The 25,177-nt window shown below is 41.1% G+C and carries 21 protein-coding genes; 13 read left to right on the top strand and 8 right to left on the bottom strand.

Annotation, left to right across the window (positions count from 1 at the left end):
• Nucleotides 1-62 precede the first annotated feature (62 nt).
• Nucleotides 63-905 carry a 1,4-dihydroxy-2-naphthoyl-CoA synthase gene (locus ABD000_RS05090; protein ID WP_343764664.1) on the bottom strand — a complete coding sequence of 281 codons (843 nt, stop codon included), beginning with the start codon at nt 903-905 and terminating at the stop codon, nt 63-65.
• 102 nt (nt 906-1,007) lie between these two features.
• Here ABD000_RS05090 and ABD000_RS05085 point away from each other — a divergent pair, with 102 nt between their 5' ends.
• The gene (locus ABD000_RS05085; protein ID WP_343764662.1) at nt 1,008-1,430 is read left to right on the top strand and encodes a hypothetical protein; all 423 of its coding nucleotides are present in this window, start codon (nt 1,008-1,010) and stop codon (nt 1,428-1,430) included.
• Between the two features lie 11 nt (nt 1,431-1,441).
• On the opposite strand, the gene ABD000_RS05080 is transcribed toward ABD000_RS05085, so the two are convergent.
• From ABD000_RS05080 to ABD000_RS05065, 4 genes are all read right to left on the bottom strand, one after another.
• Nucleotides 1,442-1,609: a Lacal_2735 family protein gene (locus ABD000_RS05080; protein ID WP_343764660.1), complete on the bottom strand. Its 168-nt coding sequence runs from the start codon at nt 1,607-1,609 to the stop codon at nt 1,442-1,444.
• A gap of 61 nt (nt 1,610-1,670) precedes the next feature.
• A complete protein-coding gene (locus tag ABD000_RS05075; protein ID WP_343764658.1) occupies nt 1,671-2,357 on the bottom strand; it encodes a T9SS type A sorting domain-containing protein in 687 nt (228 codons plus the stop codon).
• A gap of 79 nt (nt 2,358-2,436) precedes the next feature.
• Nucleotides 2,437-3,288, bottom strand: a complete 852-nt coding sequence (locus ABD000_RS05070; RefSeq protein WP_343764656.1) for a PhzF family phenazine biosynthesis protein — start codon at nt 3,286-3,288, stop codon at nt 2,437-2,439.
• A 138-nt stretch (nt 3,289-3,426) separates the two neighbouring features.
• A complete protein-coding gene (locus ABD000_RS05065) occupies nt 3,427-5,835 on the bottom strand; it encodes a T9SS type A sorting domain-containing protein (RefSeq protein ID WP_343764654.1) in 2,409 nt (802 codons plus the stop codon).
• Nucleotides 5,836-6,173: 338 nt separating this feature from the next.
• Between ABD000_RS05065 and ABD000_RS05060 the strand changes: the two genes are divergently transcribed.
• The 7 genes from ABD000_RS05060 (at nt 6,174) to ABD000_RS05030 (ending at nt 15,247) form a co-directional block, all read left to right on the top strand.
• The gene (locus ABD000_RS05060; protein ID WP_343764652.1) at nt 6,174-6,629 is read left to right on the top strand and encodes a MarR family winged helix-turn-helix transcriptional regulator; all 456 of its coding nucleotides are present in this window, start codon (nt 6,174-6,176) and stop codon (nt 6,627-6,629) included.
• A gap of 1 nt (nt 6,630) precedes the next feature.
• The gene (locus tag ABD000_RS05055) at nt 6,631-9,039 is read left to right on the top strand and encodes a 3-hydroxyacyl-CoA dehydrogenase/enoyl-CoA hydratase family protein (protein ID WP_343764650.1); all 2,409 of its coding nucleotides are present in this window, start codon (nt 6,631-6,633) and stop codon (nt 9,037-9,039) included.
• Between the two features lie 39 nt (nt 9,040-9,078).
• On the top strand, nt 9,079-9,435 hold the full coding sequence (locus tag ABD000_RS05050; protein ID WP_343764648.1) for a four helix bundle protein: 357 nt from the start codon (nt 9,079-9,081) through the stop codon (nt 9,433-9,435).
• A gap of 45 nt (nt 9,436-9,480) precedes the next feature.
• Nucleotides 9,481-10,671: an acetyl-CoA C-acyltransferase gene (locus ABD000_RS05045; protein ID WP_343764646.1), complete on the top strand. Its 1,191-nt coding sequence runs from the start codon at nt 9,481-9,483 to the stop codon at nt 10,669-10,671.
• Nucleotides 10,672-11,098: 427 nt separating this feature from the next.
• Entirely contained in the window at nt 11,099-12,916 is a 1,818-nt protein-coding gene (locus ABD000_RS05040; RefSeq protein WP_343764644.1) for an acyl-CoA dehydrogenase family protein, read from the top strand.
• Between the two features lie 202 nt (nt 12,917-13,118).
• Nucleotides 13,119-14,423, top strand: a complete 1,305-nt coding sequence (nhaA, locus tag ABD000_RS05035; protein WP_343764641.1) for a Na+/H+ antiporter NhaA — start codon at nt 13,119-13,121, stop codon at nt 14,421-14,423.
• A 44-nt stretch (nt 14,424-14,467) separates the two neighbouring features.
• The gene (locus tag ABD000_RS05030; protein ID WP_343764637.1) at nt 14,468-15,247 is read left to right on the top strand and encodes an SDR family NAD(P)-dependent oxidoreductase; all 780 of its coding nucleotides are present in this window, start codon (nt 14,468-14,470) and stop codon (nt 15,245-15,247) included.
• A gap of 102 nt (nt 15,248-15,349) precedes the next feature.
• Here the strand turns inward: ABD000_RS05030 and ABD000_RS05025 are convergent, their stop codons facing one another.
• Nucleotides 15,350-15,838 (bottom strand): hypothetical protein, encoded by a 489-nt coding sequence (locus ABD000_RS05025; protein WP_343764635.1) that lies wholly within the window; start codon nt 15,836-15,838, stop codon nt 15,350-15,352.
• A 23-nt stretch (nt 15,839-15,861) separates the two neighbouring features.
• Nucleotides 15,862-17,640: a hypothetical protein gene (locus tag ABD000_RS05020; RefSeq protein WP_343764633.1), complete on the bottom strand. Its 1,779-nt coding sequence runs from the start codon at nt 17,638-17,640 to the stop codon at nt 15,862-15,864.
• 148 nt (nt 17,641-17,788) lie between these two features.
• Here ABD000_RS05020 and ABD000_RS05015 point away from each other — a divergent pair, with 148 nt between their 5' ends.
• From ABD000_RS05015 to ABD000_RS05005, 3 genes are read left to right on the top strand one after another with little or no spacing between them, the layout of a single operon-like run.
• Nucleotides 17,789-18,307, top strand: a complete 519-nt coding sequence (locus tag ABD000_RS05015) for an RNA polymerase sigma factor (RefSeq protein WP_343764631.1) — start codon at nt 17,789-17,791, stop codon at nt 18,305-18,307.
• A 54-nt stretch (nt 18,308-18,361) separates the two neighbouring features.
• Nucleotides 18,362-19,264, top strand: coding sequence for a FecR family protein (locus tag ABD000_RS05010; RefSeq protein ID WP_343764627.1), 903 nt, complete (start codon nt 18,362-18,364; stop codon nt 19,262-19,264).
• On the top strand, nt 19,257-21,755 hold the full coding sequence (locus ABD000_RS05005) for a TonB-dependent receptor (RefSeq protein ID WP_343764624.1): 2,499 nt from the start codon (nt 19,257-19,259) through the stop codon (nt 21,753-21,755). The genes ABD000_RS05010 and ABD000_RS05005 overlap by 8 nt, the downstream gene beginning before the upstream one ends.
• 461 nt (nt 21,756-22,216) lie before the next feature.
• Here the strand turns inward: ABD000_RS05005 and ABD000_RS05000 are convergent, their stop codons facing one another.
• Nucleotides 22,217-22,549: a single-stranded DNA-binding protein gene (locus ABD000_RS05000; protein ID WP_343764620.1), complete on the bottom strand. Its 333-nt coding sequence runs from the start codon at nt 22,547-22,549 to the stop codon at nt 22,217-22,219.
• 185 nt (nt 22,550-22,734) lie between these two features.
• On the opposite strand from ABD000_RS05000, the gene ABD000_RS04995 reads away from it, so the two are divergent.
• Nucleotides 22,735-23,235: a hypothetical protein gene (locus ABD000_RS04995; RefSeq protein WP_343764617.1), complete on the top strand. Its 501-nt coding sequence runs from the start codon at nt 22,735-22,737 to the stop codon at nt 23,233-23,235.
• Nucleotides 23,236-23,254: 19 nt separating this feature from the next.
• Nucleotides 23,255-25,072, top strand: a complete 1,818-nt coding sequence (locus ABD000_RS04990) for a phage tail protein (protein WP_343764615.1) — start codon at nt 23,255-23,257, stop codon at nt 25,070-25,072.
• Nucleotides 25,073-25,177 lie beyond the last annotated feature (105 nt).

The raw sequence follows: 25,177 nt of genomic DNA, 5'->3' as shown, positions 1-25,177 counted from the left end.
TTAGTGGCGGTGTCAATCAGGTGACAGAATAGAGAAGATTCTGGATCACATGTGGGATAAGACTAAGAAACCCAGCCGTCTTGATCAAAATTCGGTTTGCGCTTTTCAACAAAGGCATCTCGCCCTTCCTTTGCCTCATCTGTCATATAGGCTAAGCGGGTAGCTTCACCAGCAAATACTTGTTGCCCTACCATGCCGTCATCGGTTAGGTTCATTGCAAATTTGAGCATTTTGATGGACATGGGTGATTTCTCTAGAATTTCCTGCGCCCATTCCCAGGCAGTTTGCTCCAATTCATCATGCGGAATAACGGCGTTGACCATCCCCATTTCGTAGGCCTCTTGAGCCGAGTAGTTTCTACCTAAGAAGAAGATTTCTCTGGCTTTCTTTTGACCCACCATTTTCGCCAGATAAGCTGATCCATAACCACCGTCAAAACTGGTTACATCTGCATCGGTTTGTTTGAAAATAGCGTGTTCTTTACTTGCAAGCGTTAAATCACATACTACGTGAAGGCTATGTCCCCCACCAACAGCCCAGCCGGGCACCACGGCAATCACTACCTTAGGCATAAACCGAATCAGACGTTGTACTTCTAATATATTAAGACGATGTCTGCCGTCTTCACCTACATAACCCCGATGCCCACGTACCTTTTGATCACCCCCACTGCAAAATGCATATTTACCGTCTTTGCTGGAAGGTCCTTCCCCACTTAATAGCACTACACCAATGGATGGGTCTTCTTTTGCATCGTGAAAAGCTTCGTATAATTCACTGGTAGTATGAGGTCTGAATGCGTTACGCACATCAGGACGATTAAAGGCTATACGCGCAACGTGCCCTGATTTTTTATAGGTGATATCGTCAAATTTCTTGACGATTTTCCAAGTAGGTGAGTTCATTGTTTTGTTTTAAAACTTAAATGTACATATTTGACAAATTACCAGCGTAATATTTCGCGCATAATAAGAATAATTTCTTACGCGCTTTTGTATATTTAAGCTATGAAAATCAGTCATCATCCAGATAACTTAATACTTATTGACCTTATTGAAATACCGCTAGGCACGTTTTACTTTTACGATAGAATCATTATTGCCGAATTACGCAGAGGAGTACACCTTACATTTGAAGAAGCACAGCCTATTGTCGCTAAAGCATTAGAATTATATGAAAACAAGGGTTTTGGATATATCTCAAATAGGCTGCATCCTTATTCTGTAGTCCCTACTGATTATTTTAAATTGAGTAAGTTAGACTCCATCAAAGCTTTTGCTGTAGTGAGCTATAGTATTTTAAACAGGGAGAATGCTGAATTGGAAAAGCTTTTTTTTGATAAGGCTTTTTCCATATTTAGTGATCTTAATGAAGCGGTAGCATGGATGAAGGATATCATCTGCGTCACTAAACCCATGAAAAAAAATTAAATATCATAAAATCAAGCTTGTAATGCGTCTATTTGCTTGAGCACCTGATCTGCTTCGGCAGTTTTTTGATCGCTTGCTTTTCGATTAGTGGTGGATAGTGCATGCGCCTCTTTCATTAGCTTGGCATAGCGCTCTTGGAGTTTTTCAACTTCGGTTTTCTTTTTAAACAGTCCGAACATTTTCTTTTTTCATGAAAGATAATTGTTGTCTGACTAAACCAGTCTTAGTATTATCACAAAACTACTGTTTGAGTAATTTGAAGGTAGTGTCATTCACTTTGCATAAATAAATGCCCGGGGATAGATCACTCAGGTTTATCTTCTGTTTAGGTTGAATAGTTTGTTGTTTTACCTTCTTACCAATAACGTTATAAATGGTGATTTGCGCTTGACTATCTAAACCCCTCACCTCTATAAAATCTCTTGCAGGATTTGGAAAGAGCTGAACACCATCCTGATCAAATGATGCTACGTTGAGATTTTGATCTGTAGAGCGTTCATAGGTAAAAGATCCTCCTCCACCGCCTTGTTGTCCCCATTGGGTAAAACGAATATCAATATAAATATCCTCATCGATTAAATGCAGTACCATATCCTGATCTACTGTAGATGGCGGATTACTACCATGGCTGGTTTCCCAATCAGTAAAGGTAAGGTTATTAATATCTGCAGTTGTACCGAAGGCCCATTCAGTTCCTGTCGGGCTTACTTCGGTGACATAACCATCTTCTTGATTAATATTGAATAATCCCTGATTATTTTTTCGAGTAAGCCAAATATCATCGGTGATTCTATCTTGATTAGCCTCTAAGGTCCAGTCAGCATTTGGTGCTTTAGTAAACACGATATTATCACCGGTCCATATGGTTTGAGCTAACATAAAGGATGAACTCAATACGAATAGTATCACAACGTAAAATTTTTTCATGCTATTCTGTTTAGATGAGACTAAGTTAAGCTAAAATGATGTAATTCTTATCTGATCAAATGGATTTATATCAAACCAATTATTCTACAACAAAAATTATACCCTTTAAATACAACACCGCTCCTCCTGTCAGCTCTACACGATTCTCTTTGAGTAAACAGTGTATTTCACCACCACGCGCAGAAAGTTGTTTTGCTGTAAATGCACTTCTACTAAGTTGTTCGCACCAATATAGCGCTAATGTCGTGTGTGCAGAACCGGTGACAGGATCTTCGGGGACGCCTACCTGCGGACCAAACCATCTGGAAACCACCTCTACCATATCTCCTGGCGCTGTGCAAATAACTCCGCGGGAACTAAGTCTGCTGATGATACTCATGTTAGGAGATAACTGTTCAATTTGAGATTGATTTTTATAAATAAGCATTACATCTGAAGCACCTTGAAATGCTTTGATGGGTGTAATTCCAAAAGCAGTTGCATAATCCTCTTTTAAAGATATTTCTTTAATCGTATCCACCGGGAAATTAAGGGTAAAGCTTTGGTTGTCTTTTCGGGTTACCTGAAGCATCCCGCTGTGCACAGTTTTGAAGTTTATTACCGACGCTTCTTTTTCGTATGCTTCAAACAGCACAAAAGCAGCTGCCAGGGTGGCATGACCACACAAAGCTACCTCAGTCATTGGGGTAAACCAACGAAGTTCGTAGACATCATCTTTTTTTACGACAAATGCAGTTTCTGCTAGGTTATTTTCCGCAGCAATGCGCTGCATAAGCTCATCTGTTATCCAATCTTCTAGTATGCAAACGGCTGCAGGATTTCCTGTAAATAGTTGGGTGGTGAAGGCATCAACCTGATAAAGCGGTATATTCATGGGATAAACATACAAAGAAGCTTTCGTAAAAATACCCTTTGCTGTCAAACTGATCATTTTGACTTAATTTAACCAAAGCCTTACTAACGTTTTTAAAGACTAACCTATAGCACATTTCGACAAGCTCAATATGACAGCTATAGCATAGATTGTCCTTTTAAAACAGTTTTTTGTAAATCAAGAAAATTCAAAAATTTACTCTTTGATAAATTTCAAGGTAACCTCATCTGTAGTTGTTGTCATGGTGATAAAATAAATTCCGCTGGTTAGATTCCCCACTTCAATAGGTTGGTTGTTCGCCAAGCTTCCGGCTTGAACTGATCTTCCGCTTAAGGAGTGTATGGTGTATTTTGCCTGATCTATTCCGCTAACCTCAAGTATATTCTTAACAGGATTTGGATAGATTTCAATAGTTTCCGAAGGAATTAAAGTCGAAGATGACTCTGGCGCCGTTAATAGATTTTGATCTTCATAGTACGCGAAACCGCTTCCACCAAGGCCAACATACAGCACGCCCGGAATAAATGGATTTCCTTCAAATGCCGAAGCAGCTTCGTAAATCCCTAAGGGATAATCCCCAATTTGTGTCCAGGTTGCACCTTCGTCAGCACTTTTATAAATTCCATAGTTTCCATTGACTTCTCCCTGGATAAAGATCGTAGGATAATTTGCACCCGCCTCTGCGGCTCCGACAGCAACATTAAGTACTTTATCAGTGTTTGGAATATCAGTCCAGGTTTCGCCTCCATCTACAGAGCGTTTCAATCCTTCGATTAAATTGACACCCTGTTCAATTCCATTCGCCCAAAACAAATGGCCCTCATGCCCTGGAACGCTTAACAGTTTTACATTATACGCAAATGGACTGTCTAACCCCGATAAGGTCTCCCAGTTCGCTCCACCATTAGTAGTGCGGTGTATGGCACCGTTCCCAAAATCGTATAAGTAAAACGTATTTTCAGCCACACGATCTGCAGCCAGCGCATCACGCTCAAAGAAAAAATTACTGTGACAGCAGTTACCAGACTCCCCTGGGATTGATGCCTGTTGCCAGGTTTCACCACGGTTTGTGGTATAATACGGAAGTTGATTAAAGGTAGGCAACCAGACGATGTTATCGCTATTGTCTGCGCTTACTGCAATGACTCCAAATTGCTTTGTATCTCCTCCGGGTTGAGTAGTAAACTCGGTCCAGGTTTGTCCGCCATCTTCAGAATAACCTGAACCGCGCGTGCCGGCATCAAAACAGCAATTGCGGTGATCATCAACAATAGCCACTAAAAAGTTGGGATCCTGAATACTTTGATCAATGGACCAGGAACTATTAAAGCGATTGATAGGTTGATAGGTGGCTGGATATTCATCCAGATCATCATGAAAGAAAAGCGGACGATCCCAACTTGCGGTTACTGCTTCTCCTGTGGGTAATCCTACCACATCATTTGCCACCAAATGCTCCTGCCCTTTAGATTCTTCTACCCAGGTGATTTGATCATCAAATAAGTCTGACGTTTTCCAAGTGCCAATCCCCTGACTGATCCATAGTTGATCCTGATTGACCGGATCAAAAAATACCTCGCCTATCGTGAACCAGTTCCCATCAGACCATGCCATCCAGGGGATATTGTCTGCCGCACGTACAGTTGATTTAAACTGCCATGCCGGTGTTGCTTCCAGTAAATTTTCGGTTTGATAAGTATCTTCAAAACCTTCACTAAATACCAAGGCTCTGTTTTCATTAAAGGGATCGATAGCGATATTGAGTAGGGTTCGATCATCTTCGGCGTAGACCGATCTCCATGCATTCCCATCATATTCAAGCACACCAAAGCTAGTTCCGCTGGCATCTTCACCAACGATATAGAGCTTTCCGCTTGGAGTTAGTTCAGTATCCAGAATAATGGGATTAGAAGCAGGGACATTTATGTTAGCCCATGAAACACCAGCATCTACAGATTTATACACACCCTCGCCATCTACACTTACATAAATAATACTTGTTTTTCCGTTGGTGCTTCCGCCAGAAGGGTCAAATTTTACTTCTCTTACACCCCGTTCTGTTATGCCGAAGGGAACTGCAGCGACCAACTCCCAGTTGTCACCACCATCTTGGGTATAGAAAAGACCGTCATTTATAGAGCCGAGGTAGACCACATTAGCATCCAACGGATCCACAGCCAGGCGTTCACCTGAAAGTTTAGAGGTATCATCATTCGCGTTGAGATCGATAGCTGGTAGATTGGTTTTTTCCCAGGTGGTTCCCTGATTGGTTGATCTAAACACAGCTTCTTCAAACGCCATATAGGCAATATTGGGATTACCGGGAGCCGAAACTATACTTAACACTCCGCCATATTTTTGAACATCAATTTCACTGGAGGGCATACTAAAAGCAGTAACGACTTGTGTCCAGTCTTGTGAATCTTCATTATAGCGAAAGGCTCCCGCAACGTCTGATCGTGCGTAGAGTGGTGAACCACTGGGATGAATGTCCATACCGGTAATCCAGCCCCCGGCACCAGTCTTTAATTGTTTCCATTCGCCTTGTGCAGTAGCAAACGTGACTAATAGAACTAGTAAAAGGAAAGAGATAGTATTTTTCATGAGGGGGTAAGTGATGATTAATCACTAATAAACACAACAGTGACGCCATAACAATAACTAGCTGATATCTGTCATTTTACGTTATATTCATTGTGTAAATTATTTACACATATTATTCAAGAGAGTAAATTTTACACATTATTAAGAGGGCTATACGACAACATCACAGAATGTGTATTCTTACATAAGATCAGATTAATGATTGCACACATCCTTAACGTTAAAATTATCATATTGATAACAAAACGTCTCCAATCATACGCGATCTTTATTTATTCATATTTTTTTCTGTTATTTACTATGCGCGCATAGTAAATATGTGTATATTTGTTCCCTACATGAGAGAAAAAACCATTGATTACGTATTGAGAGCAACCTGGATGGCCGTGGCAAAGATGTATAATGAAGAAGCCGGCACTAAAGGAAGTACTATGGCTACTGGATTTGCATTATTAAGTATAGATCCTGAAGAAGGTACACCTTCTACCGCTTTAGGCCCTAAGATGGGCATGGAAGCAACCAGTCTATCACGTACACTCAAAAATATGGAAGACAAGGGATTAATACGACGGGAGAAAAATCCATTGGATGGACGCAGTGTGCTGATTTATCTTACAGATTTCGGTAAGGAAATGCGTGACTTTTCAAAGCGCGTAGTGCTCACCTTTGATGAGGCAGTACAAGAAGCCATCTCTGAAGAAGATTTGCGTACCTTTAAGGAAGTAGCACATACGATCATGGAGTTAATCTCCACCAAAAAAATATACAATCAACCTGAAACTGTTACAAAATAACATGAGTAAACGTAGAATAAATAAAGTCGCCGTTATAGGTAGCGGAATCATGGGAAGTGGGATCGCTTGCCATTTTGCCAATATAGGAGTTGAAGTGTTACTTCTGGACATCGTACCCAGAGAACTCACCGACAAAGAAAAAGCCCAGGGACTTACCCTGGATGATAAAGTTGTTAGAAATCGCATTGTAAATGATGCTTTAGCAGCCTCGCTCAAATCAAAACCCTCACCAATTTACAATCAAAAATTTGCGAGTAGAATCACTACCGGAAATTTAGAAGATGATATTTCTAAGGTAAGTAAGGTAGATTGGATCATTGAAGTAGTGGTAGAACGCTTAGACATTAAAAGGCAAGTCTTTGACAACTTGGAGAAGCATCGTACACCGGGTACATTGATTACTTCAAATACTTCTGGTATACCCATCAAATTTATGAGTGAAGGCCGAAGCGAGGACTTTCAACAGCATTTTTGTGGAACGCATTTTTTTAACCCACCGCGTTATTTAAAATTATTTGAGATTATCCCGGGTCCAAAAACAAACCCACACGTAATCGATTTCTTAAATGAGTACGGCGATAAGTTCTTAGGGAAAACCTCTGTAATTGCTAAAGATACTCCGGCATTTATCGGGAATAGAATAGGGATCTTTTCTATCATGAGTTTGTTTCACATGGTCCAAGAAATGGACCTTACGGTTGAAGAAGTTGATAAACTTACCGGTCCAGTAATTGGTAGACCAAAGTCAGCCACCTTTAGAACCGTAGATGTGGTTGGTTTAGACACCTTAGTGCATGTGGCTAACGGGATTTATGAAAACTGCCCTAAAGATGAGCGTCACGACTTATTCAAGTTACCGGGCTTTATCCAAACCATGATGGATAACAAATGGTTAGGAAGCAAAACAGGACAGGGCTTCTATAAAAAAGTACGAAAAGAGGACGGTAGCAGCGAAATCAAAACGCTGGATTTAGATAGTATGGAATATCGTTCTAGCAAGAGAGCCTCTTTCGCGACGCTGGAACTTACCAAGTCCATCGATAAAGTGATTGACCGTTTTAGCGTATTGGTAGACGGAAAGGATAAAGCTGGTGCGTTTTACCGCAAGAGCTTTGCCGCCTTATTTGCGTATGGACAACATCGCATTCCGGAGATTGCCGATGATATTTATAAGATTGACGATGCCATGAAAGCCGGTTTTGGCTGGGAACACGGTCCGTTTCAAATTTGGGATGCCATAGGGGTGGAAAAAGGAATTGAACTCATGAAAGCCGAAGGGTTTGAACCTGCCGATTGGGTAAATGAAATGGTTTCTGGCGGAAAAAAATCGTTCTACGAAGTAAAAAACGGAGCTACCTATTATTATGATATCTCTAAAAAGGATCACCTTAAAGTACCGGGGCAAGATGCCTTTATCATCCTGGATAACATTAGAAAAAGCGCCGAAGTCTTTAAGAACAGCGGCGTAGTGGTGGAAGATCTGGGCGACGGAATCCTAAACGTAGAGTTTCAAAGTAAGATGAACACCATTGGTGGAGATGTACTCGCCGGATTGAATAAAGCCATTGACATGGCCGAAAAAGACTTTGATGGTGTAGTGGTCGGGAATCAAGGCCCTAACTTTTCGGTTGGTGCCAACATCGGGATGATCTTTATGATGGCGGCAGAGCAAGAATATGACGAATTGAATGCGGCTGTCAAGTATTTTCAGGATACCATGATGCGCATGCGCTACTCTTCTATCCCCGTAATTTCTGCTCCGCATGGAATGACCTTAGGTGGTGGATGTGAGTTAAGCTTACACGCCGATAAGGTAGTTGCCGCAGCAGAGACCTATATGGGACTGGTAGAATTTGGCGTTGGAGTGATTCCTGGCGGTGGAGGTTCTAAAGAAATGGCGTTAAGAGCACAGGATGAATTTAGAAAAGGAGATGTGGAGCTTAACGTGCTTCAGGAGCACTTTTTGACTATTGGGATGGCAAAAGTGTCTACCTCTGCACATGAAGCCTTTGATTTGAATTTGCTTCAGCAGGGTAAAGATGTGGTGGTGGTCAATAAAGACCGGCAGATCGCTTCCGCGAAAGCGCACGCACGCCTTATGGCAGATATGGGATATACCCAACCCGTAAAGCGGAAGGATGTATTGGTATTAGGTAAGCAGGCTCTGGGAATGTTTATGGTAGGAACCAACAGCATGGAGGCGAGTCAATATATCTCTGAACACGACGAAAAAATTGCGAATAAATTGGCTTACGTCATGGCCGGAGGAGATTTATCTGAACCAACCCGAGTATCAGAACAATACTTACTCGACTTGGAACGTGAAGCCTTCTTATCCTTAACTGGAGAGCGAAAAACACTAGAACGTTTACAGCATATGTTGAAGAAAGGGAAGCCACTTAGAAACTAATAATTGATTCACGACTAGAAGAATCAGGAATCAGGATCTATGCCGAGACATAATTTCAAGAAACTAGATATTTGGAAAGAGAGCATGAATTTAATTGATGCGACCTATTCCGTAACATCGACATTTCCAGATTATGAAAAATATGGTCTTCGATCTCAAATGAATCGATGTTCTGTATCTATTGCTTCTAATATAGCCGAAGGCACAAGTAAGAGTACAGATAAGCACTTGGTAAAGTATTTAGAAGATAGTTTAGGTTCGGCATTTGAATGGGAAACACAATTGAACGTCATTAGAAGACAGGATTTTATTACTGAAATTAAATTCAAAGAATTAGAAGATGACATTATTAGATTACAAAAAAAGATATACAATTTTATAGAACGTTTTAAGTAGTCATGATTCTTGAATCCTGACTCTTGAATCTAAGAAAAAAGAGGAATGAAAACAGCATACATCGTAAAAGCATACCGTACCGCAGTAGGAAAAGCCCCTAAAGGGGTATTTAGATTTAAACGCGCCGATGAACTGGCGGCAGAAACTATTCAACACCTCATGAATGAGTTGCCTGAATTTGACAAAACACGCATCGATGATGTGATCGTGGGGAACGCTATGCCTGAAGGTTCACAAGGACTCAACATGGGTCGTCTTATTTCTTTAATGGGACTGGACATTGTGGACGTTCCCGGAGTAACGGTGAATCGATTTTGCTCCTCGGGGATTGAGACCATCAGCATGGCAGTGGCGAAGATCCAATCAGGCATGGCTGAATGTATTATTGCCGGTGGAGCCGAAAGCATGAGCTCTGTACCCATGACCGGATTTAAACCCGAATTAAATTATGACCTCGTCAAAGCAGGGCATGAGGATTATTACTGGGGCATGGGGAACACGGCCGAAGCCGTAGCGAATGAATTTAATGTATCTCGTGAAGATCAGGATGAATTTGCGTACCACTCGCACATGAAAGCCTTGAGTGCGTTAGATGAAGATAGGTTTCAGGACCAAATTGTACCGATTGAGGTAGAACAAACCTTTGTCAATGACCAGGGTAAAAAGGACACTAAAAAGTACACCGTAACTAAGGATGAGGGACCACGCAGAGGAACAAGTGTAGAGGTACTGAACAAACTGCGGCCTGTTTTTGCGGCTAAAGGAAGTGTCACCGCAGGGAACTCTTCACAAATGAGTGATGGTGCCGCGTTCGTGATGGTGATGAGTGAAGATATGGTGAAAGAATTGAACCTAGAGCCTATCGCCCGCATGGTAAATTATGCCGCTGCCGGAGTTGAACCTCGTCTCATGGGTATAGGCCCGGTCAAAGCCATCCCAAAAGCTTTACGCTTGGCAGGATTAAACCAGGATCAAATTGAGTTGATTGAATTGAATGAGGCGTTTGCCTCACAATCCTTAGCAGTAATGCGTGAACTTGATCTTAACCAAGAGATTGTGAATGTAAACGGAGGAGCCATCGCATTGGGTCACCCATTGGGATGTACGGGAGCAAAACTATCCGTGCAGCTATTTGATGAAATGCGCAAACGCGATATGAAAGGCAAATACGGCATGGTCACCATGTGCGTAGGAACAGGACAAGGAGCAGCAGGAATCTTTGAGTTTTTAAACTAAATACCCTCTGCCTTCGGCATCTCCCCTAAGGGGAGAGCTAATTGGGAAGAACATAAATACTAAAATAATTATTAATTAAATAAGCCCTTTTCTTTGGAGAGGGTTGGGGTGAGGGCAAACATCCCCCTAACCCCCTTCAAAGGGGGAATGTATATAAGAAATAATTACAGTTCTCCCCTAAGGGGAGAGATAGGCTAAATAAATGAAGTAGAGATAGTACTATAAAAGATTAACAACTCCCTCTACCACTGGGAGAGGGTTGGGGTGAGGGCAAACATCCCCCTAACCCCCTTCAAAGGGGGAATGTAAATAAGAAATAATTACAGTTCTCCCCTTAGGGGAGGAAATAATTGAGAAGAACATAAATACTAGAAATAATTATTAATTAAAATAAGCCCTTTCCTTTGGAGAGGGTCGGGAGAGGAATATGGCAACAACAGAAACACTAAACAAAGAAATCCTACGAGGCGGACAGTTCCTCGTCAAGGAGACCAAGGCAGAAGACGTCTTCACACCTGAAGATTTTACCGAAGAACAACAAATGATGCGCGATAGCGTAAAAGAATTTGTAGACCGTGAACTATGGGCAAACTGGGAACGCTTTGAGCACAAGGACTACGCGTTTACCGAAGAATGCATGCGTAAGGCCGGAGAAATGGGCTTTTTAGGTGTGGCAGTGCCTGAAGAGTACGATGGTCTGGGAATGGGATTTGTCTCTACCATGCTGGTGTGTGACTATATCTCTGGTGCGACAGGATCTTTTAGTACAGCCTTTGGTGCGCATACCGGGATTGGTACATTGCCGATCACCTTATATGGAACCGAAGAGCAAAAGAAAAAATACATTCCGCAATTAGCCACAGGAGAAATCTTTGGTGCCTATTGTTTAACAGAGCCTGGTGCAGGATCTGATGCCAACTCGGGTAAAACGAAAGCAGTCGTATCTGATGATGGAAAACACTACAGCATTAGCGGACAAAAAATGTGGATTTCTAACGCTGGGTTTGCCAATATTTTCATCGTGTTTGCACGTATCGAGGACGATAAAAACATAACAGGGTTTATCGTGGAGTACGATAAAGACAATCCCAATGGGATGAGCTTTGGCGAAGAAGAAAAGAAACTGGGGATTCACTCCTCCTCTACCCGTCAGGTATTTTTTAACGATACCAAGGTACCGGCAGAAAACATGCTTTCTGAGCGTGGCAACGGATTCAAAATAGCGATGAATGCCTTAAACGTTGGCCGAATCAAATTAGCAGCAGCTTGTTTAGATGCGCAACGTAGGGTTATCACCGAAGCGGTAAAATATGCCAACGACCGTGTACAGTTTAAAACACCCATCGCCAAGTTTGGTGCGATTAAATCTAAACTGGCTGAGATGGCTACCTCATGTTACGTGGGCGAATCTGCCAGCTACCGTGCGGCGAAGCTGATTGAAGATCGTATCAATATCCGTCAAGCGGAAGGAAATACGCATCAAGAAGCAGAGCTTAAAGGAGTAGAAGAATATGCCATTGAGTGTTCTATTTTAAAGGTTGCGGTTTCTGAAGATATTCAAAATTGCTCTGATGAGGGTATTCAGATTTTTGGCGGAATGGGCTTTTCAGCCGACACTCCTATGGAATCTGCCTGGAGAGATGCACGTATTGCACGTATCTATGAAGGAACCAACGAAATCAACCGTATGCTAGCCGTTGGTATGTTGGTAAAAAAAGCCATGAAAGGACACGTAGATTTACTTGGTCCTGCCACAGCAGTTGGTGAAGAATTGATGGGAATCCCATCATTTGACACTCCGGACTATTCTGAATTATTTGCCGAAGAAAAAGACCTGATCAAACGCCTTAAGAAAGTATTCTTAATGGTAGCAGGTTCTGCGGTACAAAAATTTGGTCCTAAGTTAGAAGAGAATCAGCAGTTGTTGTTAGCGGCTTCAGATATTTTGATTGAAGTTTATATGGCAGAATCTGCGGTGTTACGAACCGAAAAGAACGCGAAACGTTTTGGTGAAGAGTCACAAAAGCACCAAATCAACATGACTCGTCTCTACTTGTATAACGCTGTGGATACGATCAACCAAAAAGCCAAAGAAGGAATTGTTTCTTTTGCTGAGGGAGATGAGCAGCGCATGATGCTGATGGGGCTTAAGCGTTTCACCAAATACGTCAACATGCCGAATGTAGTGGCATTGCGTAATGAAATCGCTGAAAAGTTGACCGAAGAAAACGAATACTGTTTTTAACCAAATCCCGGCCTTATGCCGGGATCTTTTTATAATATGTCTAGGTCCCTGAGCTTGCCGAAGGGATCTTTTTTTTCCTAAAACCCGATAAATTCGGGCTTTTTTTGTTTAGCACATTTCGTTAATCTCCTCATAATTTTAATTTAAGACATCAGTTTTTTACAGAATTTAGATTGTATATAGTTAGACACATCAAAATTTCATGCTAAAATCAATTTTTCTTACCCCGTTTCAGCGATTTGTAAAAGCTGAAAGCTTAGCGGGTACATTATTATTTGGAGCAACCATAATCGCGTTGCTTTGGGCGAATTCACCTTATGCCTCATCTTACAGTAGTCTATGGCAATACGAGATTGGAATATCTTTTCAAAATTTTGAATTAAAAAAATCCTTGCTGTTGTGGATCAATGATGGATTGATGTCCATATTTTTCTTTTTGATTGGTTTAGAACTCAAGCGGGAACTTCTGGTAGGTGAAATTAATACCGTAAAGAAAGCTAGCCTACCTTTCTTCGCAGCTTTAGGAGGTGTGGCGGTTCCGGTTGGGATGTATTTATTACTAAATCAGGATCCTGATACAGAGAAGGGATGGGGAATTGCCATGGCAACAGATATAGCCTTCGCTTTAGCTATTTTGAGCACATTAGGAAAACGTATCCCGTTGAGTCTCAAAATATTTCTTACTGCGTTCGCGATCATAGACGATATTGCTGCTGTACTCGTCATAGCTTTGTTTTATAGTATCCAGATCGAATGGAGCTACATCTTATATGGAACTCTGTTAATTGGCTTACTCGCGCTTTTATATCGTTTAAGAAAATACTCTTTTGCAATAGGTATCGTACTGGCGATAGTGATATGGTTTTTGTTTTTAAAATCTGGAGTTCATCCCACCATCGCAGGAGTGTTGCTGGCCTTTACCATTCCAATAAAAAGAAAAATTAATACCACTTCCTTTTCTACGCAATTAAACCAACTCATCAGTAAAATCACTCCCTCACCCAAAGAAGACGGAAGTTACATTCTTTCAAAAAAAGAAATGAAATATATTGACCATCTTGAAAATATCACCTTTGAGGTAAGGTCACCCTTGCAACATTTAGAACATAAATTACATGCAGTTGTAGCTTATTTTATATTACCAATCTTTGCTTTTGCCAATGCCGGGGTAATGATCAGCTTAGACTATAATTTTGACTTTATATTAATGAGAAATATTGCCCTAAGTCTCTTTGTAGGTAAATTTATAGGGGTTGCAGGATTTTCGATCCTGGGTATCAAGCTAAATCTTACTCAATTACCAGATGGAGTAAGCATCAAGCAAATATTGGGCGCTTCAGCTATCGCAGGAGTGGGATTTACAATGTCAATATTTATTGATACACTGGCATTTCATAATGATCTAACCAGCATGAATTCTGCTAAAGTCGGTATTATTATCGGGTCAGTAACTTCTGGATTAGTAGGTTATATAATCTTACGATTAGTGAGTAAAAGGAGTCTTTAAGTAATTTAAATTATCTCAAACATAAATTAAGAAACTAATAGAGTATGAAAAAAACAGCCCTAATCACGGGAGCCAGCAGCGGCATAGGAAAAGAACTCGCAAAAATCCATGCCCAACGTGGGGGTGATTTGATTATCGTCGCCAGAACCCGCGAGGATTTAAGCACCTTAAAACATGAACTGGAGTCAACCTACGGGATTCAGGTGCATATGTTCGATAGTGACCTCACCAAAGATGATGCGGTAGAAAATTTATACGCACAAATAAAAGATGCGAACATCAACGTAGACTACCTCATCAACAATGCGGGTTTTGGCGGAATAGGAAAGTTTCACGAACGTGAGTGGGAAAAAGACCTCGCCATGATCCAACTCAACATTATTGCCTTAACTGCGCTTTCGCGGAAGTTCTTACCGGAGATGGTTGCCCGTGGCAACGGGAAAATCCTCAACGTATCTTCAACAGCATCTCTACTACCCGGTCCAATGCAGGCGGTATATTATGCGACTAAAGCTTACGTCACTTCATTTAGCAATGCCATAGCTGAAGAATTGCACGATACCGGTATTACGGTCACTGCACTATTACCCGGAGCCACAGACACAAACTTTGCCCAACGATCTGGTATGGATAAAACGGACCTATTTAGCAATCCGCAAGATCCCCGTGAGGTGGCCTTAGCAGGATACGACGCCATGCTTGCCGGAAAATTAGACGTTATGGCCGGACTGACTTTTGCGCAAAAAATAATGATGAAAAGTGTGCCGTTTACGCCCAAGTCTATTCTGTTAAAGCAAGTACGCAAAATGCAGGAGCCTAAATGAGGCAAGCCAGCATGTTGTATGTAAACCATAAAAAAGCCAATCATGACTAAGGGTCACAATCGGCTTCTCAATCAACTTAACTAAGGGCAAAAAAGGTTTTGTTTAATTTCGTTCAAAGACCAAGATATCGGTACCACCGTTACCTCCACTAATATCTATCAAATTAATGGTCGTGTCTGTATAGGATTCGATATCCCAATCATCATTTAAATCTTCAAAATCGTTGTCATCATCGACAGGAAAGGAGATCACGAAGTCAATGTCATTATCATCAGGACTATCGTCGTCACTGTCATCATCTTCAACTACTGCCCAGGTGCCGGTATAGGTAATGGTACCGTTGGTAGCCACCAGTGATCCATCACTGTTAAAACTAAAGGCATAGCCGTTGAAGTCTGAGGTTTCATCCTCCCCGGAATCGTTGTAATTGGTGATCCGCCAGGTACCGCTGCTTACTGTCGTTTCTACTTCGGCAATTTGAACAGTAGGGTCATTAGTGTTATCAGTACTATCGTCGTCTGTAGAGCAAGCCGACGTAATGGTGAGCATTCCCCATACTAAACCGAATGCGATGATTATCTGTTTTCTCATGATCTATGATATTATAAATTAGTTTAAATTTTTTGTAAAGTCAAGGTATCTGTACCTCCATTACCTCCACTCACATCCTGAATAACGATCTGAGTAGCAGAACTGGAAATCACATTCCAATCATCATCATTAAATTCTTCAAAGGGCATGGCTGCTCCAAAATCCAGGGTCATTTGAGTATCGTTATTCAATACAGACCAGGTACCGCTATTAGTTGTATTTCCATTAGAAGCAACGACTGTTCCGGCAACATCAAAATTCAATTCGTAGCCGGCATAATCTGCCGTTTGATCGTCGTTATCTTCTACATAAGAAGCTACAAACCATAATCCATCAATCAGATAATCTGCTAAAGTGTCTGTAGTCCCTCCGTCAAACGGTGTGCGCTCCAAAGTAAGTGTATCTACTGTTCCATCATCATCGGCATCTTCTAAGCGAATAATTTCGTTGGTCACTTCGACCACATCCCAATCCTCAGTCAATTCATCCAGAGGATCAGCCTCTCCGTAATTTAAAAGCAACTCCAACTCACCATCATCACTGTCGGTTGCCCAAGATCCAGTGGTGGTTCCATTGCTGTTGGTTGCCGTGGTCGTCTGATCGGTAAAGAAATTAAAGGTATAATCTGCATACACTCCGGTTTCATCCTGATTATCTTCGGTGAAATTAGTCACGTACCAATCTCCTGTGGTGAGTGCATTCACTAAATCTGCATCATCTACATCTCCATCATCGTCACAGTCACTTTCAAAGCGTAACCGGTCATCACCCAGACGAAGGTCTACTTCTACCTCATCATCTTCCTGCTCAATTTCATGCAGGTTCCAAGTGGCATTAAAATCTGGTAGAGAAGGAATATTAATGACTACATCAATGTTGTTTCCTGTCCCACTGGCTTGCCAGCTTCCGGTGTAGGTCGTTGCATTTTGTGTTACAGTAATGCTTCCGTCATTTCCAAAGCTAAAGAAATAACCTTCGTAATTATCTTCTAAATCCTGGTCGTTGCGTTCTAATTTATCCACAGTCCATTCCGCACACTGATTAAAAACATCAGCCAGTTCACTGGTGGTACAGTTATCACAATCATCATCATCAAAATCATTGTCATCATCTTCATCACAGGTATCATCTGCATCTTCAATCACATTTTCTAATTCCTGAATCGTATTCACGGTCTGTGTAGTGCCATCAGCCAGAATAACCGTGATAGGGAAATCCATGGTCACCGCAGCATAGTCTTCCAGATCATCAATAAAATCATACATTTCGCTATCTGAGTTGATCGTAATCGTGCCAATCACCTCATTGTTGTCATCGAAAATGGAAGCCGTGATGGGATATTGAAAATCGATACACTCAATGTCATCATCATCTTCATTATCATCAAGGCAGTTAGCCGCTAAGGCTGCTAATTCAGCATCACTATTCACCACTACCGTCGAAAAATTAACTAAAATAACCGTGATGGGATACGAAATTACCACGCTGTCTACATCATCATCAAAAAGGTCGATGATGTCCTCAATGTCCTCATAACCGTCGCTATCGTTAATGACGATTTCAATGCCGTTTACGGTAACGGTAACGGGAAGTTGTACTGATAAACAACTGGCACCATCAATGATATTATCGGGTGAACCATCGTTCGCTACGGTGCGGCTTACTAAATTGGCAATGGCAGAGTTGGCCTCAATCTGTTCCTCTTGGGGAGGATCAATCGCCAGATCATCTTCGGTTCTACAAGAAATGGTCATTAAACCTATTCCTAATACTACCAGCATACATGCTTTAATCGTTTTCATACTATGAGTATTTTAAATGGTGTTATACGTTGAACGTCTTAAAACCTACTTTTAAACCTTCGGTCTTTGATATAAAACAATTCAATCTGACCATCTCCCAAAAAAAATCCCTATTTTTTCTTTATTTTTCTGAAATAAACAACACCGATTGGCTAAATCCTTACATCCCGACACCTGTGACAAAGGCATATTTTCAGCCTTATATGAAAAGTATGCGCAAACGCTAACAACCATATTACGGTATAAATACGGAGATAATACCAACCCGGCAGATAAGGTGCAAGAAGCCTTTATCACCTTATGGGAAAACTGTAAAAAGGTAGCCCCTAAAGCCGCAAGATCCTATTTGTATACTGTAGCAGGGAATAAAATACTCAATGAGATCAAGCATCAAAAGGTGGTCCTCAAGTATCAAAACCTGAAACCGGGAGAGTACGATCATGAGACGCCTGAGTTTGTCCTGCGGAAAAAAGAGTTCTTAAAACGATACCAGCAGGCATTAGCCGATATGAAGGAAGACGACAGGATTGCTTTTTTGTTGAACAAGATCGACGGAAAAACCCATCAACAGGTAGCCGATGAATTAGGGATTACCAAAAAAGTGGCAGAACACCGCATTTACGGCGCTTTACACTTTTTAAAATCACGCCTAAAAGAGATGACCTAAATTTTATTGGGACTTTTGATCGTTAAGTTGTTTTAGTAATACACCAGAGAACAGATGAACACAGAATATTTGGTAAAGAAGTGGTTAGAGAATAACCTTACTCCGGCAGAACAAGAAGCCTTTGATGCCTTGGAGGATGCAGCGCTGTACAAAGAAATCGCTGAGGAAGCCCAGCGCTTTAAAGTTACAGATAAACAGCGCGTGATTTCGTTTGACCGGCTAAATCAACGTTTGGAAACTAAAAAGGATCCCCGAACCTCCTGGACCGGAATAATCACTCGAATAGCTGCCATCTTAGTTTTAGGCGGACTGAGTTATCTTGCCTGGGTAAGTTTTTCTACCACAACCATCTCTACCGTAGTTGCTGAAAACCGCACCATCACCCTACCCGATGAATCCATCGCGCACCTCAACCAAAACTCTCAATTATCCTTTCGCTCCTATAATTGGGAAGAAGAACGCGCACTCACCTTTGAGGGAGAAGCTTTTTTTGAAGTCAAAAAGGGAAAACAATTTGACGTTCAAACTGCCCAAGGGACGGTCAGCGTATTGGGAACCAAGTTTAATGTAATCGCCAGCGAAAACACCTTTGAAGTAACCTGTTTTGAGGGATTAGTACGCGTTATCCATCAAAAAGATACGGTACAACTCCCCGCAGGAAAACAATTTAAATCTCTTGCAGGCAGCACCGGTACACAGCGCGTTGCGACAGCAGAACCCTATTGGCTCAAAAATAGAAGTGTGTTTAAAAACGCTCCGCTGGCAGAGGTGTTGAACGCCCTAGAACAGCAGTTTGAGGTTAAGATTGAATATGACGCAGATCAGGACCTCTACTTTACAGGTGCCTTTACACACGATACGCTGGAAAAAGCCTTAACCTCCATCACGGCTCCGTTACCTATTGCATATACCATCATCGATTCCACCAAGGTAATTATTTCCCGTACCGATGAATAAGATCGTTTGGTGTCTTTGCGCAATCCTATGTTTTAATGCACAAGTATGGAGTCAGGAAACCGCTCAAAAGGTGGAACTTGAAGAAATTCTTGCCAGAATCAGTACCCAACACAAGGTATCTTTTAATTATCAAAGCGGCATTTTAGACGATATACAGCTCTCCCCTCCTCCTACCGAGTTCTCGCTTACTCTACAGTTGGCGTACTTGGAAGAGCGCACTCCGTTAAAATTTACGCGTATCGACGCCTCCATCATCGCCATCACCAAAACCATGCAGATCTGCGGTTACGTGATGGATCCGGGCTCAAATGCACCCTTAGAAGGGGTTACAATTGTTACGACCAATGCAAGCACCCTAAGCGATGCTTCGGGGTATTTTAAACTGGCAGTGAGTGATCCTACGACTAGGGTTACCCTAAGTCATTTAGGCTATGGCGTGATGGAACGTGAGGCCGGTTCATTTGATACTAAGGATTGTGGTCCTGTGTTGATGATTCCGCAGCGCGAAGAACTCCGTTCCATTCAAATAGACGCTTATCTGGTCAAGGGGATTGCTAAGGCCAGCGATAGAACCACCTTGATTGACTACGATCAGTTTAGCTTACTGCCCGGAATGATTGAAGCTGATGTGTTGCATACCGTACAGGCGCTTCCGGGGATATCCAGCTTAGATGAAACGGTTTCTAACATCACCATGAGAGGAGGATCCAACGATCAAAATTTGATCTTGTGGGATGACATTAAAATGTACCAAACGGGTCATTTTTTCGGCCTTATTTCCGCCTTTAACCCTCACATCACCCAAAAGGCGCAGGTGATTCATAACGGCACCGATGCTGCATTGACTGATGGCGTTTCGGGCACCATCCATATGAAAACAGACCAGACGATTACGACTAAATTTAAGGGTATAGCCGGCCTTAATTTGCTTAACGCGGAAGCCTTTGCCGATATTCCGCTCAATGCACGATCCTCGGTGCAGCTTGCGTCACGACGGTCTTTAGACGAGGTGTACAGAACACCTACCTACACCACGTACTTTGACCGCATCACCCAAACCACCGAAGCGGATCTCAATGAGGTCGAAGTCACCAACTCTGATCAAACCTTTAATTTTTATGATGTAGGGGCACGTTGGTTGTATCAGATCACAGCTAAGGATAAGATCAGGCTAAATGCGTTGGTGATTGATAACGAACTCCGCTTTAATGAAACGGCCAACGTAGGTCAAGAACAGCAAACCCGCGAAAGCAGCATCGCCCAGCGGAGTTATGCCGCCGGACTCAATTACACCCGGGACTGGAATGCCACTCACGCCACCAGAGCGCACATCTATGAAAGTGATTATATCCTGCGGGCGATCAATGCCGATGTGCTGGAGTCTCAACGCTTTTTACAGGAAAATCGGGTGTCAGAAACCCGCGTAAAACTGGAACATCGCATGACGCAGCATAATTGGCGTACCTTGCTGGGATATGATTTTACCGAAACCGAAATCATCAACCTTAACGATGTGGATGTACCCAGGTTTGTACGCAGGGATGAAGAGGTGCTGCGGGAGCACGCCGGCTATGCACAGGTTCATTACACCAATCCCAACAACACCCTTTTTGTGCGGGGAGGCGTACGTGCAAACTACATCAGTACCTTGGACACCGTACTGCTGGAACCCCGGCTATCCACCAGAGTAGCCTTGGGCAAGCATATCGAACTGCAAGCCTTAGCCGAATTCAAACATCAAAATACCTCACAGATCATCAATTTTCAAAATGACTTTTTAGGCATTGAAAAAAGGCGCTGGCAGCTCAGCGATAATGACAGCATCCCCATACTCACGAGTAAGCAAGCCTCTTTGGGTATGATCTTTCAGAAAAAATCCTGGCTGCTGGACCTCAATGGATTTTACAAAGAGGTAGACGGCATTACCACCCAAAGCCAGGGATTTACCACCAAATATGAATTTGCGCGAGAACAAGGCAGCCAGGAAACCTACGGTGTAGAGCTCTTACTTCGCAAAAAAACCGGCGCCTTAAGTACCTGGATCAGCTATGCCTATTTGGATGCCACCTATAGGTTTGAATCCCTACCCGAAATCAGCTTTCCCAGTAATTTTGATGTGACCCATACCCTAACGGTGGGTAGTACCTACAGCACAGAAAAGTGGGATCTTTCTGCCGGACTCAATTACAGAACCGGTCGGCCGACCTCTATTCCCTTGGCGGAAAATTCGGTTCAAGACAACCAAATTCAATATGCTGAGGCAAATCAAGAACGCCAGCCGGATTATTTGAGGGTAGATGCCTCTGCATTATACCGCTTTAAGCTGGGTAATTCGCTTCGCGCTGAAACCGGAATCTCTGCCTGGAATCTCACCGACCGGCAAAATGTAATCAATGACTATTACCGCATCAATGCCCAAAACAAACCTGCTCAATTTTCCAGGTACGCACTGGGCTTAACCACTAATGCCGTGTTTAGGTTGATTCTGTAAATTCTGTTGAAGATTGAAAGTTTAAGGTTTTTGAGTTTAAGGTTCGTTCGTACCTCGTACCTTATATCTCGTACTTTGTACCTCCAACTTTGTACCTTGTACCTTGTACTTAATTATTGGTTATTGATCATTGCTTATTAATTATTGATTATTGCTCATCGCTCATTGCTCATTGCTCATTGATCATTGATCATTGATTATTGATTATTGATTGTTGTATTTAATAGGTTGCACCTCGTACCTTGTACTTTGTACCTCGTACTTTGTACTTTGTACTTAATCTTTGGTTATTGCTCATTGCTCATTGTTCGTAGTTCATGCTACTTTTTACTTTGTACTTTGTACCTCGCACTTTGTACTTAATACTTTATACTTTGTACCTAATACAAAACAAAAATCCCCGCCTACCATACAGACGAGGATTTAAAAGTCCCTCCTTAGGAGGGATTTAGGGAGGAACTTTACTTCCCTAACATCAACAGTTCATTGCAATTAATCTCGGTGATGTAGCGTTTTTCTCCCGCTTTAGTTTCATAGCTGCGGTTGGTGAGTTTACCTTCAATCGCTACTTCTTTGCCTTTGACGAGGTATTTTTCAATGATCTCTGCGGTTTTACCCCAGGCGACTACGTTGTGCCATTGGGTGTCTTTGACCACTTCTCCTTGGGCGTTTTTATACGACTCGTTGGTGGCGATAGAGAATTTAGCGAGTTTCTTCCCGCTGTCTAAGTTGAGGATTTCTGGATCATTGCCTAAGTTTCCAATTAACTGTACTTTGTTTCTAAGCGTGTTCATACTAAATAGATTTAAATGATTATTTTTAACGATGTCGATGATCGACGGTACAAAGATGAACCCGCTCTCTTGCTGCATACGGTTAGGAAATATTTCTTTTCGTTTAAAGTCTTTTATAAACGTTTGTAGTCGTTTAAAAATACTTTAAAATTAGGATAGTAATTATAAACGAGTTGTACACAATTATGAAACAAACACTTAGAACAACATTAACATTAGGATTATTTATTTTAATCTACTGTTCAACTTTTGCGCAGGATAAAAAATTCATTGCTTTTTGTGCTGATAGTAGCGGAATAGGGCACGCATTTATCTCACTTGGATATGAAGATTCTCAAAGATTAATGACAGTAAACGAGGGGTCTTGGGGCTTATATCCTAAAGAAAGTTTAAGTGGAGGTAAAAGTTTAATAATGGGAGAAGTGCCGGGTAAGATAGTAGATGATTTTTTAAGAACTACAGACTTGATTCTCGTAGTTACAGTAACAGATGAAGAATACAATGACGCTACCTCTAAATTAAATGAATGGAGAACAAGGAACTATGAATTATTGGAGAGTGATTGCTTAACATTTTTGATTGACGTAGCTAATATACTTTCTTCCAAACTTGATATACCAAAAAGAAAAGGTTTCGAAAATCATCCTGCCAAATTCCTTGAAAAATTAATTGGCAATAATAACTAACCAACCATAAATTAAAACTATGAAAACTTTAAGACCAATAATTCTATGCTTTTCAATATTCTATACTCCATTACTATTTTCACAAATAACAAGCTTAGAATTTGACATACCGAATAATATTGGAGTATATAGGATTTCATCAATTGGCGATTCACCCTTGCAAGTATATAAAAGCGCTTTTGAAAATAAATTTTATTATCAACCAGCATTAGTTATTGACTGGAAGGACTTTAAAGAACAAATCGATGATTGTTCAAACGATAATGATAATATGATTGTTGGATTGAGTATAGACCTTGTCGATGTAGAAATAGAAGCTGAAATAAAAGGTCTTTTAGAATCGAAAAATTACATCGTTGATGAAATCTCACCATTATTACACACGGATTTCATAGTTGAGTTGAAATTAGGAGATAATTATGTCATATTAAATAAATTAAATAGTAATACATCAACTTTCACAAACTATAGTTCTATCGGTTCCTTACCATCACCTTACGTAGCTAGATTAGAAGGTAGTTGTAAAGACCTTAAAGATTTATACCAAGAAAGAAGATTTACAAATACTATTAAAGGATTTTTAAGTTCGGTAGGCAATATCTACACTTCTGACGTAATTACTGGCTTCAGTATTTTAAAAAGCTCAAATAATATTCAAAAGCAATTATTTGGTGATGAAGAACGAATTAAGTATTCAAAAGTTAGTACCAAATCTAAATCACGAGGTTGGGGCGTGAAACTTGGCCCAATCAAGACTGGAGGTGGAAGTGGAGGCGCTACTGTTAGTACAGATTATAAAGACAAGCGTATCGTTTCTCGTGATTATTTATCAAGTATGATTGATGAGAACAAAGCAAGTTTACAATTAGTTGTTAACGGTAATCCTAGTAGAACTAAATCTGCTGTAAATAAGTTTAGTGAGATTTTAATAAATTATTTTAAAGACGTTAGCTTAGATATTAAAAAGAATAAAGACGGAGAATGGCAAGCAATTACTAAACAAGGCGACTATGCCATACTTACGCCTGGTGCTGTAGATGAAATACTAGAATCCAAACCTGATTTAAGTACAAATTTGCAAGATTTAGCAGAAGGTTCTTATGATGGCGTAACTGTAAAGAAAGAAGATAATGATACTTATGCATACAAAGATGATATTAAATGGCAATTTAAAGGCGGTGATTGGATTCCATCTAAAGTGGATATGAAAATTGGAAGTCAAACTTCTTTCAATGCAGCACTAGAAATCTCTATAGCCAATTTCAATGAAGGAGACGCTAAAATTGTAGCAACACCAATAATTTATCCAAGCGATTGGCACTATCAAGAAAGTAACATAACAGATACACAAAAAACAACTAGTTCACCGATAGGTTCTATTTTGCCTTATGGTGGTAAGAGCAATTCAGTTCCAAGTTACGCTTGGAAATTATGCAATGGAGATACTCTTAAAATCAAAGAGTATCCTCAATTATTTAAAGCTATTGGATTTACTTGGGGAAAAGTAAGTGAAGATGAATTTATGCTTCCCGATTTACAAGGCCAATTTTTAAGAGGGGTAGACTATTCAAAACAAGTTGACCCAGATGTTTTGGAAAGAAAAAATGCTAATAACGAAATTGGAGAAGTGGGTAGTTTTCAGGATGATGCACTTAAAGAACACGTCCATATAGGTCAAACTTCTAAGGGTGGAATATCAGCTGAGCACCATAAACATTACGATAGGTTGGGTATTAATAAGAAATATGATGACTCAGGTGCTGTGAAAAATCAAAAAACCAGTACCGAATCTAGACCGAAAAATGCTTACGTAAACTTTATAATTCGAGTTAAATAACTAGGTACAACACCGTATAAGCGCAATAGCGGTGGATTGATGACTCCAAAGAAATTGTATAAATTTAACGTCAGTTATAAGCGGAAAAGTTAGTGTGTGAAAACC

The sequence above is a fragment of the Gangjinia marincola genome (genome assembly GCF_039523415.1).
Taxonomy (GTDB): Bacteria; Bacteroidota; Bacteroidia; order Flavobacteriales; family Flavobacteriaceae; genus Gangjinia; species Gangjinia marincola.
This window is presented reverse-complemented; position numbering and strand designations above follow the sequence as displayed.

Bases quoted from the DNA above. Each gene is read 5' to 3' on its own strand.
- ABD000_RS05045 (WP_343764646.1), top strand. From the start codon at position 9,481: ATGAAAACAGCATACATCGTAAAAGCATACCGTACCGCAGTAGGAAAA.
- ABD000_RS05055 (WP_343764650.1), top strand. From the start codon at position 6,631: ATGAGTAAACGTAGAATAAATAAAGTCGCCGTTATAGGTAGCGGAATC.
- ABD000_RS04990 (WP_343764615.1), top strand. From the start codon at position 23,255: ATGAAAACTTTAAGACCAATAATTCTATGCTTTTCAATATTCTATACT.
- ABD000_RS05025 (WP_343764635.1), bottom strand. From the start codon at position 15,838: ATGAGAAAACAGATAATCATCGCATTCGGTTTAGTATGGGGAATGCTC.
- ABD000_RS05010 (WP_343764627.1), top strand. From the start codon at position 18,362: ATGAACACAGAATATTTGGTAAAGAAGTGGTTAGAGAATAACCTTACT.
- ABD000_RS05020 (WP_343764633.1), bottom strand. From the start codon at position 17,640: ATGAAAACGATTAAAGCATGTATGCTGGTAGTATTAGGAATAGGTTTA.
- ABD000_RS05065 (WP_343764654.1), bottom strand. From the start codon at position 5,835: ATGAAAAATACTATCTCTTTCCTTTTACTAGTTCTATTAGTCACGTTT.
- nhaA (WP_343764641.1), top strand. From the start codon at position 13,119: ATGCTAAAATCAATTTTTCTTACCCCGTTTCAGCGATTTGTAAAAGCT.
- ABD000_RS05000 (WP_343764620.1), bottom strand. From the start codon at position 22,549: ATGAACACGCTTAGAAACAAAGTACAGTTAATTGGAAACTTAGGCAAT.
- ABD000_RS04995 (WP_343764617.1), top strand. From the start codon at position 22,735: ATGAAACAAACACTTAGAACAACATTAACATTAGGATTATTTATTTTA.
- ABD000_RS05090 (WP_343764664.1), bottom strand. From the start codon at position 905: ATGAACTCACCTACTTGGAAAATCGTCAAGAAATTTGACGATATCACC.
- ABD000_RS05075 (WP_343764658.1), bottom strand. From the start codon at position 2,357: ATGAAAAAATTTTACGTTGTGATACTATTCGTATTGAGTTCATCCTTT.
- ABD000_RS05070 (WP_343764656.1), bottom strand. From the start codon at position 3,288: ATGATCAGTTTGACAGCAAAGGGTATTTTTACGAAAGCTTCTTTGTAT.
- ABD000_RS05005 (WP_343764624.1), top strand. From the start codon at position 19,257: ATGAATAAGATCGTTTGGTGTCTTTGCGCAATCCTATGTTTTAATGCA.
- ABD000_RS05050 (WP_343764648.1), top strand. From the start codon at position 9,079: ATGCCGAGACATAATTTCAAGAAACTAGATATTTGGAAAGAGAGCATG.
- ABD000_RS05040 (WP_343764644.1), top strand. From the start codon at position 11,099: ATGGCAACAACAGAAACACTAAACAAAGAAATCCTACGAGGCGGACAG.
- ABD000_RS05085 (WP_343764662.1), top strand. From the start codon at position 1,008: ATGAAAATCAGTCATCATCCAGATAACTTAATACTTATTGACCTTATT.
- ABD000_RS05030 (WP_343764637.1), top strand. From the start codon at position 14,468: ATGAAAAAAACAGCCCTAATCACGGGAGCCAGCAGCGGCATAGGAAAA.
- ABD000_RS05080 (WP_343764660.1), bottom strand. From the start codon at position 1,609: ATGTTCGGACTGTTTAAAAAGAAAACCGAAGTTGAAAAACTCCAAGAG.
- ABD000_RS05060 (WP_343764652.1), top strand. From the start codon at position 6,174: ATGAGAGAAAAAACCATTGATTACGTATTGAGAGCAACCTGGATGGCC.